The following is a 16,266-nucleotide window of genomic DNA, read 5'->3' on the forward strand; positions in this document are numbered from 1 at the left end:
CTACTTTTACGGTAAATAAAACAGAAAATGAAATACGGTCTATTGCTGCTATTGTTTGTGGGTGTTGCGTGTAAATCGGACAAAAAATACCATTCTGAAGATTCTTACACTGTGACAGAATCAAAAAAAATGCAGGATATTTTGGACTTCCAGGAGAAAACTAATGCTTCTTTCAAAGACCCGGAAACCTCCCCGCTCCCAGATAGATTCAGAAAGGACTTTAAGGGGTTGGACTTTTTTGATCCGGACACTACTTATATGGTGTTGGCCAAATTGGAACGAACACCGGAAGCAATTCCGTTTTTGATGTCTACAACTACTGATGAGAAACGAAATGAAGCGGTTTATGCCGTTGCCCATTTTGAATTGAATGGGGCAAAAAGAAAGTTGGAAATTTACCAAAGCAGGGAAATGCCAGAGGAAGGCTTTGAGGATTATCTGTTCCTGCCGTTTTTGGATGAAACCAATGGTGAAACTACCTATGGTGGCGGTCGTTACATCGACTTGAGAATTCCAGAAGGAGATTCCATTTTAATTGATTTTAACAAGGCTTACAATCCCTATTGCGTGTACAATAAAAAGTACTCCTGCCCCCTAGTGCCAAGGCAAAATTATTTGAGAACTAATGTGAGGGCAGGAGTGAAAGACTTTGCCAAGGAATAAAAAAGCCTTAATCCATGGAGGAGTAAGGCTTTCTATTAGCATTAAAAGTGTTTTTTTGGTTCTAGAAAGAGTATACTGCCGCTAGTAAAAATGAAGCCAAGCTGTCGTTCAGCTCTAGGTCACTATCTAGAAACACCTCTTCTGAAGTACTGTCCAATCGAATTTCAGGGATGATGGTCAAATCACCCACCTTAGCATTTCCGGTAAGGGTAACCGTAAATACGTTGGCATCCCCATCTGCATCTGCGCCTATTCCGGTAGCGTTTCCAAACCCTTCCATCGTAGCAAAATATTCACCCCTCAACCCGATGGCAAAATTCTCGGAAGTGGTCAATTGGGGATATAGGGCCGCGCCATAGAAACCAGCTCCATCTGTATCTTGGTAGGTAGCATTAATGCCAAGGAAGAAGTCCTCGGATAAATCAAAACCACCGGTATAGTCTATTTGGAACAATGACTTTACATCGGTGTCCACCAATGCCGCACCGTCAAAGACTTCGTTAGGACCTTGCTTGCCATAAAGTAGGTTCAAGTATTGTCCGGAGTAACCTAGCTGGGCACCAAAAGAGATTTCGCCGAAAGGGTTGATATCTGTGAAATCCGTCGGGTTCAATATGGCCAACATAGCGCTCCAATCATTTCCTAGATCAAAATCCGCTTTCAATCCAGCATGTGAGAACGGACCGTAAGAGAACATGTACGAAGTGCTGTAGTTGAAATTGGCGGCTGGTGAAATTACCTCATATCCCAAAAAGGTATTGAAGTTACCAAAGGTCAATGTGGTACTTTCACTTACATTCCAGTACACATATAATTGGTTCACAATGTTTGGGGAGCCAAAAGGGGATCCAAAAACAGCATCCTCACCACGTGGGCCAAATACCAAATCGGCTACAAAACCAACTTTTTCGCCTTCGTAACCAGCAATAAGATTGACCATGCCAAGGGCAAAACCTGGGTCGTTGGCAAAAGAACTTCCAGGAGCAGTGGGCTGAAAATCCGCACCGGGGACTGCGGTATTGGGGACCACTTTGTTCAAGCCATTCAGGTTAGCTCGAAAGTAAGCATCCACTGTTCCGCTAAATTCAAATTTTGGTTTGGCTTCTTCCTCTTCTTGTGCAAAGGTGCTCAGCGATACAAGAGCAAGGGTGGCGAAAGCTAAATTTTTTATGTATTTTGTGTTGATAATCGTTTTCATAATCTATAAGATTTTAGGTGCCCTTTCAGGGCATTTAATTGTATTTAGAGTTTGTAGTTTGAAAAAGGTTATTTTAAACGGAGCGTTCTGCCAAACGCTCCGTTGCCTTTTATATTAATGTTGATTCATTCGGAAATCTGCGTAGGCATCCATTCCATGTTCATGGATGTCCAGTCCTTCCAATTCCTCTTTCTCATCCACTCGGATTCCGGATACTTTTTTGATGGTAAATAGGATGATAAATGCAGTTAGGGAGCAGAACACTGCCGCTGACCCAACTCCGGCCAATTGAACCAAGAATTGATCGAACCCTGCAAGGTCCCCAAAGATTCCAACCGCCAAGGTTCCCCAGATCCCACAGATCAGGTGAACGGCAACGGCACCAACTGGGTCGTCCAGTTTCAATTTATCGATTAGGGCAACTCCCGCTACAATAACAATGCCCGCGATCAAACCGATAATCACGGCTTCATTTGGGGACATCTGATCCGCTCCTGCTGTGATACCTACGAGCCCACCTAAAATTCCGTTTAGGAACATGGTCAAATCATAGTTTTTGTAAGCGAACAAGGAGGCAAGGAAGGCTGATACCCCTCCGGCCGCTGCTGCAAGTGATGTAGTCACCAATACCAAGGAAGTCAAAGCGGGATCCGCGGACAAAACGGAGCCTCCGTTAAACCCGAACCAGCCCAACCAAAGAATCAAAACACCTGCGGCGGCCAATGGAAGGTTGTGACCGGGGATGGCCTTTACTTTTCCATCCTCACCAAATTTACCGATACGTGAACCCAATAAATAGATGGCGATCAAGGCACCCCATCCACCAACGGAGTGTACCAAGGTGGAACCAGCAAAATCGTAGAAACCTTCAGCTTCACCAAAGGAAAGGGAAGAAAGGAATCCGCCACCCCACTGCCAAGAACCTACGATCGGATAAATCAATCCAACGTAGATAATGGTGAATAGCATAAAACTTTTAAGTTTTACCCTTTCCGCAACGGCTCCAGAAACAATAGTGGCGGCTGTTGCTGCGAACATACCTTGGAATAAGAAGTCTGTCCACCAAGTATATCCGCCATCGGCGTACTCTGGTGTCATTCCATTTTCAGGGGCTGCGATTCCAAACCCGGCAAATTTAAGGAAGCCTGCGTCGCCGTCCTCAAATCCTGGGTACATTAAATTAAATCCACCTATATAATATAATAGGAGTCCAACACATATAATAAACACATTCTTGAATAGAATGTTTACAGTATTCTTTTGACGAGTAAGACCAATTTCCAAGAAGGAGAACCCAAGGTGCATAAAAAACACCAAGGCGGTACAAATCATCATCCATACGTTATTCGCTGTAAATAATCCTGCGTCCATAATCTTTAAATATTGTAGTTAAGGTTAGTTTGATTAGTTAATTCCGGCACTGCCGCTTTCCTTGGTTCTGATTCTGTAAGCTTCAATCACATCGGAAACGAAGATTTTGCCATCCCCTACATTGCCCGTTGAGGCAGATTCCAATAATGTATCCACTGTACGTTGTAAGAAGTCATCAGATACCACAATGACCAAGTACCTTCTTTGAATGTCTGATGTGCTGTAGGAAATACCACGATATACATGGCCTTGTTTTTCATTTCCAACCCCTGTTACATCCCAGTAACTGAAGAAGTTGACCTCAATTCCATGAAGTGCTTTTTTCACCTCATCAAATTTGGATTTTCTAATAATTGCCTCGACTTTTTTCATAATTAAGTAGTTAATTGATGTTCAAATATATGTCAATTCATATATGACCATCAAAAAATAGGGGTATACCGGCTTATTTTTATTATTATTTGAATAATACCCCTATTATTTTAGGGGTATCAAATTTAAAAATTGATTTTATTGTGTACTTGGTGTGTTTCGCGGGTGGTCTAGACCCAAATGATGAGTATGCCTCGGAAGAATAGTTATGATTCTTAAGAGAATGTTAAGAAATTAACAAAACGGAAAGTTTGATGGGAGAATATAACTAGTTGCCCAATCTAGAAATCCATAGACCAAGAGCAACCGCTAAAATGCCAATGGCAATGCTTGCGATTGTATACAGGGAAAAGTTGAAAAGTTCACTGTTTTTTAGAAAACTGTGCTTTTCAAAGGCAAAGGCGGAAAATGTGGTGAATCCACCACAAAAACCAGTAGCTAGGAATAAGGTGCTATTTGGTGATAATAGATTGTTTTTTGAAGACACCCCAAGAATGATACCTATGAGAAAGCATCCCACAATGTTTACCAAGAAGGTACCTAAAAAGAAATTTTGAAGTACAATATTAAGTGGTTTGGAAATCAAGTAACGCAAAGCGCTACCCAAACCCCCTCCTAAAAAAACAAGAAGAACCTGTTTCATACCTTAAAGGTACAAACTATACTGCTTTCTTGTACTCGGTTTCGGAACGGTCGCGGGGGAGAAGTTTGGTGACCGATTTTTCCGAAATTCTTTGAATTGGTTTTCTAAATCTTTCGCTTGCACCGTTTACGCTAAAAATCAGAAGGATAGCGTTGATTGCGAGCAAAACAAATAAGAGGCCGAAAAATGTAATCATTGGTTATGCTATCTAGTGCATTACAAAAGTACGTCTTTTCCTATATCGTCCGAGCCGTAGTCTGATTAAAGTTGTAAACAGTTGAATTTTTGTGGTCTAGTCAACTTTGGAGTTAATTTTTAAGAAAATGTTTGATCAGGGCCAGCATTATTACGAATAGTATAAACGAAATCAACACCCACTTTACCCCTTTGTAGTTTTTTCTATGCCATGCCTTATCTTTTTTATAGGTGGAAATGATCACCGCAACAAAAACGATAACAAAAAGCCCGGCAAAAATTAATTGTCCTGTGCTGAACATATTTATATTTTTATGCAAAGCTAAATCAAACAAAGTATAATGAAAAGTAAAATAAAGGCGGTGGAATTGTTCCATAATTCCTTTGGTCTTGGAGTGCTGCAACAACCAAAGGCCAATCTTGGGAAGGAGAAAAATAAATTAAGATTCAATCTTATGGATGAGGAGAACAAGGAGTACCTGGAGGCAGCAGATGAAGGGGATTTGATTGAAGTGGCCGATGCCTTGGGGGACATGCTCTATATTCTTTGCGGAACTATTTTGGAACACGGTATGCAGTATAAAATTGAAGAGGTTTTTAACGAAATCCAACGCAGTAATATGAGTAAGCTGGGAGCCGATGGCAAACCCATTTATCGTGAGGATGGTAAAGTCTTAAAAGGCCCCAATTATTTTAAACCCGATATCGAAGGTATTCTCAACAATTAAAAAAAGCGCCGATCTCGGCGCTTTTTTTTTATTCTACTGGATACCTCCATCCAAACTTGTCTTCTGTCCTATTGTATTGGATGTCCGTAATATAGGTCTTGAGTTGGGTAGCATAGCTGTTATCAAGTTCTGGAAGCTCATAGTCCGTGCCTTGATAGCCGAAGCCCGCAATAGGGGAGACGACAGCTGCTGTGCCAGCACCAAACATTTCTTTTAAGCTTCCATTTTTGGCAGCTTCAACAACTTCACTTACCGTTATTTTTCGCACTTCTGTAGCGATGCCTTGGTCTTCAGCGATTTCCAAAATGCTCTTTCTGGTGATGCCATCAAGAATACGATCGCTCGTAGGGCCAGTGATTAGAGTGTCATTGATTCGGACGAAAATATTCATGGCTCCGGCCTCTTCTATGTACTCATGGGTATTGTCATCTGTCCAGATTACCTGGTTATACCCTTTTTCTATAGCAAGTTGTGTGGGATAGAATTGACCCGCGTAATTACCCCCAGCCTTGGCATATCCCACTCCACCGTTGGCGGCTCGCGAATAGTTTTCTTCTATCAATACCTTAACCTTGCCAGAAAAATATGCTCCAGATGGGGCGCAAGCGATGATAAATTTATACTCATCAGCAGGAGAGGCATGAAAACCAGTTCCTGAAGCTAAAATGAACGGACGAACATAAAGTGAACTTCCTGGATTTTGTGGAATCCAATCCTTTTCCACCTGCAACAGTGTGGTTAGGCCTTCCATAAAATAGGCTTCCGGAAGCTCTGGAATGGCCAAGCGTTTCGCTGACTTGTTCAGGCGTTTGAAGTTTTCCAAAGGTCTAAACAACCAAGCGTCTCCGTTCTCATCCTTATAAGCTTTCATTCCTTCAAATATGGACTGTCCGTAATGGAAAATTTTGGCAGAAGGCTCCAGCGTAATGGGTTGGTAAGGGACCACTTTTGGAGTCTGCCACGCACCATTTACAAAATCACAGACCAGCATATGGTCTGTATAGACGCTTCCAAAGGAAAGGTTATTAAAATCTACCTCACTAATTTTGGAAGTCTTGGATTTTTCTACCGAAACGTTTTTCGTCATTGTTTCCATATTCAAAGAATTTGAACGTATAAAATTAAACAATAAGCCTTAGCATTGCTTACATTTCACTTAAATTTAAACAGTTTGTTTCTGAAATATCAAGATTTTTGCAATCCCTAATGTATTTAACATTATTGGTGTTGGTTATGCAATGTTCAAGGGAATTAATTTGTTGATTTTCAGTATTTATTCAGAAGACGAGTTGAAACGAAGGATTATTACAACGGCAGACGGCTCCAAAACCATTCAAATTGAGGATTGGAACGAGCAGTACCATTCCAAACACGGAGCGATTCAAGAGGCGTATCATGTCTTTATAGAACATGGACTTCGCCTTTTCCCTGAAGGTAAGGTGAACATCTTGGAGATTGGCTTTGGTACAGGCCTAAACGCATTAATAACACTTAAAGAAGCTGCAAGGAAAAATCTGGATATAGAATATGTAGGCGTGGAAGCGTATCCGGTAACTTTACAGGAAGTGGAGGCATTGGAATATTGTGATCAATTGCAGGTACCCCAACTTAAATCCATTTTTCAAAATATGCATCAGGCGTCATGGGATGAACAGGCTTTCATTTCGGACATATTTAAACTGACGAAACAAAAAAAGGATTTTAGGGATATCGACCAGAAAAATTTGTTCAACCTTATCTACTTCGATGCTTTTGGGGCCAGAGTACAACCGGACCTTTGGACCGAGAATGTATTTGCCAAGATGTTTTTGGCCTTACGGACGAAAGGTGTACTAGTGACCTATTCGGCCAAAGGTAGTGTAAGAAGGGCTTTGCAAGCGGTGGGTTTTGAGGTGGAACGCCTTCCGGGCCCTCCAGGTAAGCGTGAGATGCTACGTGCCATAAAGCCCTAAAAAACTTGCAGGATGAATTTCAATAACTGTTTTTGAGGGATTTGAACTTCAACAATTCTGTTAAACCTAAGGTAAAGCCATGATATTCCGGATTTTAATCGACTAAATTTGTAAAAAGTGACGGTATGAAGGTGTTGGTAACTGGAGCGACAGGATTGGTGGGGCAGGCCATTGTGAAGGTTTTGCGTTCCAAAGATGTAGAGGTCAATTACTTGACCAGAAATAAAAACAAAATTACCACATCGGAGGGGTATCATGGGTACTATTGGAACCCTTCAAACGGTGAAATGGATTTGGATAGCTTGAAAGGGGTTTCGGCCATTATCAATTTGGCTGGGGCAAGTATATCCAACCGGTGGACCAAGGCCTACAAGAAAAAAGTACTGGAGAGCAGAATTGATAGTCTTACAACACTTCGCAAAGGATTGAAGCAAGTGGACAATACCGGAATTACTTCTTTTGTTTCAGCTTCCGCCATTGGAATTTACCCAGACTCCCTTACTCATTTTTATGATGAGCCTGAAAAGCAAATAGATTCTAGTTTTTTAGGTAAAGTTGTTGGTGAATGGGAAAAAGCTGCGGATAGATTTGGGGATTTTGACTTTAAGACTGCAAAAGTTAGGATTGGTCTTGTATTGTCCAACTCCGGTGGCGCATTGCCTAAAATGGCAAGACCAGTACAGGCATTTGTAGGTGCTGCCTTTGGGAGTGGAGAGCAATGGCAATCTTGGATCCATATTGAGGATTTGGCTGAAATGTTTGTTTTTCTAATCGAAAATAATCTCAAGGGCACCTTCAATGGAGTAGCTCCCAATCCGGTTACCCAATCCAAAATGATAAGGACCTTGGGCAAGGTGTTAGACCGACCTATTTGGCTTCCAAATATTCCGAAGTTTGTAATGAAGGGGTTGTTGGGTGAGATGTCATATTTACTTTTTGCAAGTCAGAGGGTTAGTAGCAAACGTATAGAGAAAAAAGGTTTTGATTTCCGTTACCCCAATTTGGAAGCTGCACTGGAAAATCTATATGGAAAAAATATTAAGGAAGAAGAGTCCCAGACATCCAATATGCACAACGGATTAGCCTAGTTATCCCCATTGTTTTAAGTATATCCGCCTTTGACGGATTTTTTTGTGTTTTCTGGTGACATTTTGACATTTTTGGACAAATGGCAGTACTTTTGCCACTTCAAAAAAGAAAAAACAATCAATATATGAGCAAGAAAGGTAAGGTTGAGGAAATGGAAGCAGAGTTAAACGACTCCCAAGTGGCTGAAAATCCTGAACTGAACGAAGAAACCTCAGCAGAAGCGAATATGGAAGAAGAAGGGGAAGTTGCTGTGGAAGACCAATTGCGAGCTGAATTGGCGAAAGAAAAAGATAAGTTCCTGCGGTTATTTGCCGAGTTTGAAAACTTCAAAAAAAGAACTTCAAAAGAGCGAATGGATTTGTTCAAAACAGCGGGGCAGGAAGTGATTGTTTCCTTGCTTCCGGTTATGGACGATTTTGACCGCGCGTTAAAAGAACTTTCCAAATCTGAGGACAAGGAAATGTTCAAGGGTGTGGAGCTAATAAGTAATAAACTTAAGGAGACCCTTAAGAGCAAGGGCCTGGAACAGATTGAAGTGGCTGCTGGAGATGCATTTGATGCTGAGGTGCACGATGCGATAACCCAGATACCTGCACCAAATAAAAAGATGAAAGGAAAAATAATTGATGTCGTGGAAAAAGGCTTCAGGCTTGGCGAACGCATCATAAGACACCCAAAAGTGGTTGTTGGTAACTAATAGGATATGAAGGAGGACTTTTACGACATATTGGGTATTTCCAAAAGTGCATCTGCGGCTGAAATTAAAAAGGCCTATAGAAAGAAGGCCATTGAATTTCATCCCGATAAGAACCCCGGAGATGCTAAGGCTGAAGAAATGTTCAAGAAAGCTGCTGAGGCCTATGAAGTGCTGAGCGACCCGGACAAACGGGCCAAGTACGACCAATTTGGCCATGCCGCCTTTGAAGCAGGCGGTGGATTTGGCGGCGGAGGGATGAACATGGAAGATATTTTCAGCCAGTTTGGAGACATCTTTGGAAGTGCTTTCGGTGGCGGTTTTAGTGGCTTTGGTGGTTTTGGTGGAGGACAACGCAGGGTCAAGGGCAGCAACTTACGCATACGCGTTAAATTGACCTTGGAAGAAGTTGCAAATGGAGTAGAGAAAAAAGTAAAGGTTCGTAGAAAGGTTCAGGCAGATGGAGTTACCTATAAAACATGCCCTACCTGCAACGGAAGTGGGCAGGTAACCAAAATTACCAATACCATCCTCGGGAGAATGCAGACTGCGACCACTTGTACCACTTGTGGCGGGGCGGGACAATCTATCGATAAACGTCCGGCCGGCGCTGATGCCCAAGGATTGACGGTAGAAGAAGAAACCGTTTCTATAAAGATTCCACCTGGAGTGGAAGATGGGATGCAGCTTAAAGTTTCCGGAAAAGGGAACGATGCACCGGGAAATGGGGTTCCAGGTGATTTGTTAGTGGCTATAGAAACTGTTGAGCACAGCACCCTGAAAAGGGAAGGTGATAACTTGCACTATGATCTTTATATTAGTTTTTCCGAAGCGGTTTTGGGAAGTTCTAAAGAAATTGATGCCGTCGGGGGTAAGGTGCGGATTAAATTGGAACCCGGAATCCAATCGGGAAAGATATTGAGATTGCGCGGAAAGGGAATATCCAGCATTAATGGTTATGGAAGTGGAGATCTTTTGGTGCATGTGAATGTTTGGACTCCAAAAGAACTGAACAGAGAACAAAAAGAGTTCTTTGAACGTATGCAGAACGATGAAAATTTCACCCCTAAACCAGAAAAATCAGATAAGTCGTTCTTTGAAAAAGTAAAGGATATGTTTTCTTAAAGAACGGAATAAAAGTTTTCTGTTTAAATAAAAAACGTATATTTGAAACTGATGTTGGGAAACCAATATCTAATTTTCTTTTTCATAGCAATTTTTTTCCCATCCTTAGATTTATTTAAGGGTGGGTTTTGTTTTTAGGGGTATTGGGGTCTTTTTGCCCAAATACATATCTTTGGAAAAATACTATACATGGAGCACATCCTTGTTGCCAAAAACGTCTCCAAATCCTATGGTGACCATCAAGCCTTGAGCAACATATCACTTGAAATTCCGGAAAACAGCATCTATGGACTGCTTGGGCCCAATGGGGCAGGAAAGACCACTTTCATCCGTATTGTAAACCAAATCACATATCAAGATCAAGGAGAGGTTTTGTTCAATGGAAAGCCACTTTCGCCGGAACATATTGCACAAATAGGATATCTGCCAGAGGAAAGGGGCCTTTATAAGAGCATGAAGGTTGGTGATCAGGCTCTGTATTTGGCCCAGCTCAAAGGCCTGTCCAAAACTGAGGCAAGGAAGCGACTTAAGTATTGGTTTGACCGCTTGGATATCGGGGACTGGTGGAACAAGAAAATCCAAGAACTTTCCAAAGGAATGGCTCAGAAAATACAGTTTATTGTTACCGTGCTCCACAAACCTAAATTGCTGATTTTTGATGAGCCTTTTAGTGGATTTGACCCCATAAATGCCAATATCATCAAAGACGAGATATTACAGCTAAGAAACCAAGGAACATCTATAATTTTTTCGACGCACAGAATGGAATCTGTTGAGGAGCTATGTGAGTACATTGCCCTTATCCATAAGTCGGAGAAAATATTGGACGGTAAGCTTTCGGAAATCAAAAAAACCTATAAAAACAACATTTATTCCGTGGGGCTGGAAATAGAACATAATGCGGAGGTGTTTTTAAAGAAACTGGAAGAACAACATCAAATTATATCTTCAAGTTATGATAACAGGGAAAACCAACTTGACTTTACCATTAAGTTGCCAACTGCCGAAACAACAGGAATCTTGTCGCAGCTGTCCAAAGAAGCCAACGTGAACCATTTTGAGGAAACCATTCCTTCAGCCAATGATATTTTTATCCAAACTGTAAACAATAGGGATAATGGCCAGTAAACTTGGATTGATTATTAAGCGAGAGTATTTGGCCAAGGTTCGTAACAAGTCCTTTATCGTTATGACCATATTAAGTCCAATTCTGATTGTGGGCATGATTGTCCTCATTGCCTACTTGACCAAGGTGAATGATAGTGAAAAACGGGTTATATCAGTTCTGAACGAAAGTACGATGCTGCATAATGAGTTTAGAATGACCGATAATATGTCATTTGTTCATTTCAATGGAATTACACTTCAGGAGGCAAAAGATTCTACCTTGGCTTTGGGCTATTATGGTTTGCTCCATATCCCAAACGGGATTGATCTGGAAAAAATAACCGGGTCCGCCCACTTGTTTGCCAAGGATAATCCCAATACACATTTGACCCAACAAATAGAAGCTATTTTTCAGAGAAAATTGCGTCAAAAACGGCTTGGAGACCTAGGGGTTACCGCAGACCTCTTTTCTTCTGTTGAAAAACCCTTCGAACTTAATTTGGCCACTTTTGAAGGAGAGAAGAGTGTAAAGGGCATTAACGAAATAAAGGCTTTCATAGGAGGAGGATTTGGATATGCCATTATGATGTTCATTATCATTTATGGCACCTTTGTTATGCGAAGTGTCATAGAGGAAAAGACCAGCAGAATCATAGAGGTCATTATTTCCTCTGTAAAACCATTTCAGCTAATGCTGGGAAAGATATTGGGTACTTCCTTGGCAGGAATAACACAATTTGTGATATGGCTAATTTCGGCCTCGCTGCTGTTGTTATTGGTGGTAGCTATTTCCGGAATTGATATGATGGCAGTAATCAATGAGGTTCAGGCCACCCCTGGCGGTATGAATGGAATGTCACAACTGTCAACACCCTTAGATGAGAACACACTACTTTACGCTAGGGAAATCCTGAATATTCCATGGTTGCTCCTAATTGGATGTTTTCTGTTGTATTTTATTCTTGGCTACCTGATATACAGCTCCATTTATGCTTCTATTGGGGCGGCAGTGGACAACGAAACGGATACACAGCAGTTTGTATTCCCTGTAATACTTCCACTCATGTTGGCCATATATGTCGGTTTCTTTTCGGTGTTCAGCAACCCGCACGGACCCATTGCAGTGGCCTTCTCGCTTTTTCCCTTAACATCACCTATTGTTATGTTGATGAGGCTTCCGGCGGGTATTGGAGAAGGAGGTGTACCTTTGTGGCAATTATTGGCGTCCATAATACTGCTTATAGGAACTTTTTTGGCCATAGTTTCACTTGCCGCGAAGATCTATAGGGTAGGAATATTGATGTACGGAAAACGCCCCACATACAAAGAATTGATCAAATGGTTACGATATTAAGTTCATGATTCAGGAAGGGACAAATGAAATAAAAGAAATCATCCAAGAAGACATTTGGGGCTCTATCAAGGAGTTCCTTAACATGGGTATCCATTTGGGCGAAGGTTCAAAATCCATTCATCTCACTATTGGACTTCTCCTGATTTTGGCCGTAACCCTCGTAATCACCAGACTACTCCTCAAATGGCTCCGGTACCTGTTGACGCGTAAAATGGAAACAGAGGACCGCCAAAAGTTCTCCAGTGTATTCAAGTTTGCCAATTATGTGATTTATGTAGTAGTTCTTTTAATCACTTTAAGCGCTGGAGGTATTGATATAACCTTGGTGATAACCGCTTCGGCCGCACTTTTTGTTGGTCTGGGACTGGCCTTACAGGAACTGTTCCAAGATATTCTTGGCGGGATACTTATTATAGTCGATAAATCACTGCAAGTCGGTGATATCGTTGAAGTAGATGGGAAGGTAGGTAAGGTTTTCGAAATAAAACTAAGAACAACAAGGGCGATTACCAGAGATGACAAGGTGGTGATCATTCCAAACCATAAGTTCATTAGCGATATTGTTTTTAACTATACACAGAACCATAGAACCACTATGGAAAGGGTGGTAGTAGGCGTGGCCTATGGAAGCGATGTGGATTTGGTGACCCGATTGTTGGAAGAGGTCGTTGTTGACCAAAAACAGGTGTTGAAGAATCCAAAGCCCTTTGTGCTGTTTGATGATTTTGGAGATTCGGCCTTGGTGTTTTCCCTCAATTTTTTTACCAATGATAGTTTTGCGGGCTTACGGATAAAAAGTCAGATCAGATATAAGATCAATACCAAATTCAGGGAAAACAACGTTACTATTCCATTCCCGCAGCGGGATGTCCATATTATTCAGCAGCAAAAACCTCAAGAATAGCGGCAAATTGTACATATTCTCCTGTTAAAGAGATGCTTACCGGTGTGCTCCTGCTGTTTTGTGCCCTTTACGGATTCACACAAAGTTCCGACATTCTTAGGGTGGAATATCTGAATATCCCAGAAAATGATACTGGAATAAAGACCCAGCGCTATAAGTTTCTTTTCAATTTGCCCATACAGGTCAATGCCAAAAAAGACTACTTGATAACAGGACTTGAGTACAACAAACTTGATGTTGGCTACGCACGTGATTTTGGTTTTGACAAAAGTGAACTCAACCGCTTTCACGTGGTCGATTTGAATCTGGGCTATATAACCAAATGGAATGAAAACTGGAACCTTGTCACCATATTAACCCCCAGACTGGCTTCAAATTTTACCGAGCGCACCATCAGCGATGATTTTTTCCTCAATGCCACAGCTACATTCTGGAAGGAAAACCCCACAGCCGATAAACCCTATCGCATTGTTCTGGGATTGTCTTACAATAGTACCACGGGTTTGCCTATTCCCTTGCCCTTGATCAGCTACTATCGCCGATTTCACCCGAATTGGTCTTATACTTTGGGCATACCGCGCTCTGGCTTCAAATACCACCCTGCCAAAAAGCACACTTTGGAAATGGCACTATTCTTGGATGGATACTTTATAAATATCCAAAACAATATCGTTTTGCCAGATAGTCAGATTGCATCCAAAATTTCTCTGTCCGCTTTGGTCACGGCGTTTGGTTATCAGTACAACATTTCAAAACGTATGGCTTTGTATGTGTTGGCAGGTCGTTCCATTGAGCAGGAAGGAAAGTTGCGAAACGATGATAGAGGGGATGTTTTTTTACTGAATAACGAATCAAATCTTTATATTCGGACAGGGTTCAAGATTGGAATTTTTTAAATAGAAACGTATGCCTAAAATACTGGTTATAGAGGACGAAGCGGCAATCAGGAGAGTGCTGATAAAAATATTGAGTGAGGAAAGTGATACTTATAATGTCCAAGAGGCCGAGGATGGCCTTAAGGGCATGGAGGTAATCAAGAAAGAAGACTTTGATTTGGTGCTTTGCGATATTAAGATGCCGAAGATGGACGGGGTTGAAGTACTGGAGGCAGCGAAGAAGATTAAACCGGAAATACCCTTTATCATGATTTCTGGGCATGGCGATTTGGACACGGCCGTAAACACCATGCGTTTGGGTGCCTTTGACTATATTTCTAAACCTCCAGACCTGAATCGCTTACTTACCACCGTCAGAAATGCGCTAGACCGGAAGGAACTTGTCGTAGAAAATAAAATATTGAAAAAGAAGGTCTCCAAAAACTATGAAATGATTGGGGAGAGCAAGGAGATTGGGGCTATTAAGGATATGATTGAAAAAGTGGCACCAACCGATGCCAGAGTACTGATTACGGGTCCGAATGGAACCGGAAAGGAATTGGTGGCCCACTGGTTGCACCAAAAAAGTCCACGTTCGTCAGCTCCATTTATTGAAGTCAATTGCGCAGCGATTCCCTCCGAACTTATAGAAAGTGAGCTTTTTGGGCATGTAAAAGGAGCGTTCACCTCGGCCGTAAAGGATAGGGCAGGTAAATTTGAGGCAGCCAATAAGGGCACAATTTTCTTGGACGAAATAGGTGACATGAGTCTTTCCGCACAAGCTAAAGTGCTCAGGGCCTTGCAGGAAAATAAGATTTCCCGGGTCGGAACAGATAAAGATATCAAGGTTGATGTTCGTGTGTTGGCGGCAACCAATAAAGACTTAAAAAAGGAAATCGCAGATGGAAAATTCCGGGAAGATTTATATCATCGATTGGCGGTTATTTTAATCAAGGTTCCGGCTTTGAACGACCGAAGGAATGATATTCCTCTTTTAATGGAGCATTTTGCCAATAAAATCTCGTCGGAGCAAGGTACGGCACCTAAGGAATTCTCCAAAAAGGCAATGGAATTGCTGAAAAGCTATGATTGGACCGGAAACGTTCGGGAGCTCAGAAATGTAGTGGAACGGCTGATTATTTTGGGAGGTCAGGAAATTTCCGAGGAAGATGTGAAGTTATTTGCCAGCAAGTAAACTGCCTGCACCACAATCTCCAAGGCGTTTTAGAGCGCCCATGGTAATGGTCTTTACTCTTTGATGGTATTGTTTTTTATGCTCGGAAAGCCCTGTGTCTAGAAGAGTTTCAATGGCCTCATTGTGTATGCGGGAGATAAATTGATGAGCTTCCTTACATTCAACGCCAGTAACCACCTTGTCCAAAGAGGATTCAAAACCCAATAGGCAGGTATGCACCTGTTTTTTGACCGTGTTTTCTTCGTTCAATACAATGCCTCCCTGATGCTTAAGGGCATCCTTGGTATTTAAAAACAAAATATCGTTACCGTAGGCACTTACGGCCTCCTCTTCAAAAATATCCAACACCTTGGTCCCAATTGCGATGTGCTCCAATGCTTTGTGCAATTCTTTTTTGGAAGTTCTGAAACTAGTAGCTTTTGTAGATTCCTTAAGGTAAAACAAGGCTGCTTCGAGGCTTTCTATAGTGCCGTCGCAGCCACAGTCTATAAAATTGGATCTTGTTTTTTCAATGCTGTTTAGCGCTTTAAAGGAAAAGTACTTGGATTGTTCAAAATTCTCCGCAGTAATAGCCTCTTCGGTCTTAATTTTAATGTATTCCAAATTGGAGTTGGCATACTCGCAGGCATTGCGCGAGATAAAGGAAGACAATATCAAAAGGCTGATTACGCCCAAGATAAAGACTATAAGTAGGATAATCTTTCTTGTTTTCATAACGCTTGATTTGGGACAGTGCGTCTTATGTTTCCTACGAAGTTAGGTGAAGAATCTGCTAAAGGTAAATAAAATCGATAAAACACG

At 41.6% G+C, this 16,266-nt stretch carries 18 protein-coding genes; 11 read left to right on the top strand and 7 right to left on the bottom strand.

Annotated elements, in window-relative coordinates; genetic code table 11:
* The first annotated feature begins 27 nt into the window (after positions 1-27).
* On the top strand, positions 28-663 hold the full coding sequence (locus BUC10_RS00310) for a DUF1684 domain-containing protein (RefSeq protein WP_073175938.1): 636 nt from the start codon (positions 28-30) through the stop codon (positions 661-663).
* A gap of 61 nt (positions 664-724) precedes the next feature.
* Here the strand turns inward: BUC10_RS00310 and BUC10_RS00315 are convergent, their stop codons facing one another.
* The 5 genes from BUC10_RS00315 to BUC10_RS00340 all read right to left on the bottom strand — a co-directional run bounded on the left by BUC10_RS00315 (position 725) and on the right by BUC10_RS00340 (position 4,744).
* Positions 725-1,861, bottom strand: a complete 1,137-nt coding sequence (locus BUC10_RS00315) for an outer membrane beta-barrel protein (protein ID WP_073175939.1) — start codon at positions 1,859-1,861, stop codon at positions 725-727.
* A gap of 114 nt (positions 1,862-1,975) precedes the next feature.
* Complete coding sequence (locus BUC10_RS00320) at positions 1,976-3,232, bottom strand: ammonium transporter (RefSeq protein WP_073175940.1); 1,257 nt, start codon at positions 3,230-3,232, stop codon at positions 1,976-1,978.
* A gap of 33 nt (positions 3,233-3,265) precedes the next feature.
* Entirely contained in the window at positions 3,266-3,604 is a 339-nt protein-coding gene (locus BUC10_RS00325) for a P-II family nitrogen regulator (protein ID WP_073175941.1), read from the bottom strand.
* A 268-nt stretch (positions 3,605-3,872) separates the two neighbouring features.
* Positions 3,873-4,247 (bottom strand): fluoride efflux transporter CrcB, encoded by a 375-nt coding sequence (gene crcB / locus BUC10_RS00330; protein WP_073175942.1) that lies wholly within the window; start codon positions 4,245-4,247, stop codon positions 3,873-3,875.
* Between the two features lie 308 nt (positions 4,248-4,555).
* Positions 4,556-4,744: a hypothetical protein gene (locus tag BUC10_RS00340; RefSeq protein WP_073177010.1), complete on the bottom strand. Its 189-nt coding sequence runs from the start codon at positions 4,742-4,744 to the stop codon at positions 4,556-4,558.
* A gap of 39 nt (positions 4,745-4,783) precedes the next feature.
* Here BUC10_RS00340 and BUC10_RS00345 point away from each other — a divergent pair, with 39 nt between their 5' ends.
* Positions 4,784-5,170 carry a pyrophosphohydrolase domain-containing protein gene (locus BUC10_RS00345; RefSeq protein ID WP_073175944.1) on the top strand — a complete coding sequence of 129 codons (387 nt, stop codon included), beginning with the start codon at positions 4,784-4,786 and terminating at the stop codon, positions 5,168-5,170.
* A 28-nt stretch (positions 5,171-5,198) separates the two neighbouring features.
* Here the strand turns inward: BUC10_RS00345 and BUC10_RS00350 are convergent, their stop codons facing one another.
* A complete protein-coding gene (locus tag BUC10_RS00350) occupies positions 5,199-6,266 on the bottom strand; it encodes a branched-chain amino acid aminotransferase (protein WP_417935122.1) in 1,068 nt (355 codons plus the stop codon).
* A gap of 193 nt (positions 6,267-6,459) precedes the next feature.
* On the opposite strand from BUC10_RS00350, the gene mnmC2 reads away from it, so the two are divergent.
* The 9 genes from mnmC2 to BUC10_RS00395 all read left to right on the top strand — a co-directional run bounded on the left by mnmC2 (position 6,460) and on the right by BUC10_RS00395 (position 15,465).
* The gene (gene mnmC2, locus BUC10_RS00355) at positions 6,460-7,122 is read left to right on the top strand and encodes a tRNA (5-methylaminomethyl-2-thiouridine)(34)-methyltransferase MnmC2 (protein WP_073177012.1); all 663 of its coding nucleotides are present in this window, start codon (positions 6,460-6,462) and stop codon (positions 7,120-7,122) included.
* Between the two features lie 125 nt (positions 7,123-7,247).
* A complete protein-coding gene (locus BUC10_RS00360) occupies positions 7,248-8,210 on the top strand; it encodes a TIGR01777 family oxidoreductase (protein WP_073175945.1) in 963 nt (320 codons plus the stop codon).
* A gap of 125 nt (positions 8,211-8,335) precedes the next feature.
* A complete protein-coding gene (locus BUC10_RS00365; protein ID WP_073177013.1) occupies positions 8,336-8,908 on the top strand; it encodes a nucleotide exchange factor GrpE in 573 nt (190 codons plus the stop codon).
* Positions 8,909-8,914: 6 nt separating this feature from the next.
* Positions 8,915-10,030, top strand: coding sequence for a molecular chaperone DnaJ (dnaJ, locus tag BUC10_RS00370; RefSeq protein ID WP_073175946.1), 1,116 nt, complete (start codon positions 8,915-8,917; stop codon positions 10,028-10,030).
* A 189-nt stretch (positions 10,031-10,219) separates the two neighbouring features.
* Positions 10,220-11,158, top strand: coding sequence for an ABC transporter ATP-binding protein (locus BUC10_RS00375; protein ID WP_073175947.1), 939 nt, complete (start codon positions 10,220-10,222; stop codon positions 11,156-11,158).
* A complete protein-coding gene (locus BUC10_RS00380; protein ID WP_073175948.1) occupies positions 11,148-12,491 on the top strand; it encodes an ABC transporter permease in 1,344 nt (447 codons plus the stop codon). Before BUC10_RS00375 ends, BUC10_RS00380 begins: the two co-directional genes overlap by 11 nt.
* A 4-nt stretch (positions 12,492-12,495) precedes the next feature.
* Entirely contained in the window at positions 12,496-13,395 is a 900-nt protein-coding gene (locus tag BUC10_RS00385) for a mechanosensitive ion channel family protein (protein WP_073175949.1), read from the top strand.
* 32 nt (positions 13,396-13,427) lie between these two features.
* Positions 13,428-14,291, top strand: a complete 864-nt coding sequence (locus BUC10_RS00390; protein WP_073175950.1) for a DUF6268 family outer membrane beta-barrel protein — start codon at positions 13,428-13,430, stop codon at positions 14,289-14,291.
* 10 nt (positions 14,292-14,301) lie between these two features.
* A complete protein-coding gene (locus BUC10_RS00395; RefSeq protein ID WP_073175951.1) occupies positions 14,302-15,465 on the top strand; it encodes a sigma-54-dependent transcriptional regulator in 1,164 nt (387 codons plus the stop codon).
* Here BUC10_RS00395 and BUC10_RS00400 read toward each other — a convergent pair.
* The gene (locus tag BUC10_RS00400) at positions 15,448-16,179 is read right to left on the bottom strand and encodes a hypothetical protein (protein ID WP_131819025.1); all 732 of its coding nucleotides are present in this window, start codon (positions 16,177-16,179) and stop codon (positions 15,448-15,450) included. The two genes, BUC10_RS00395 and BUC10_RS00400, sit on opposite strands and share 18 nt — an antisense overlap.
* Positions 16,180-16,266 lie beyond the last annotated feature (87 nt).

This window comes from Flagellimonas flava (assembly GCF_900129665.1).
In the GTDB taxonomy this organism is placed as follows: domain Bacteria; phylum Bacteroidota; class Bacteroidia; order Flavobacteriales; family Flavobacteriaceae; genus Flagellimonas; species Flagellimonas flava.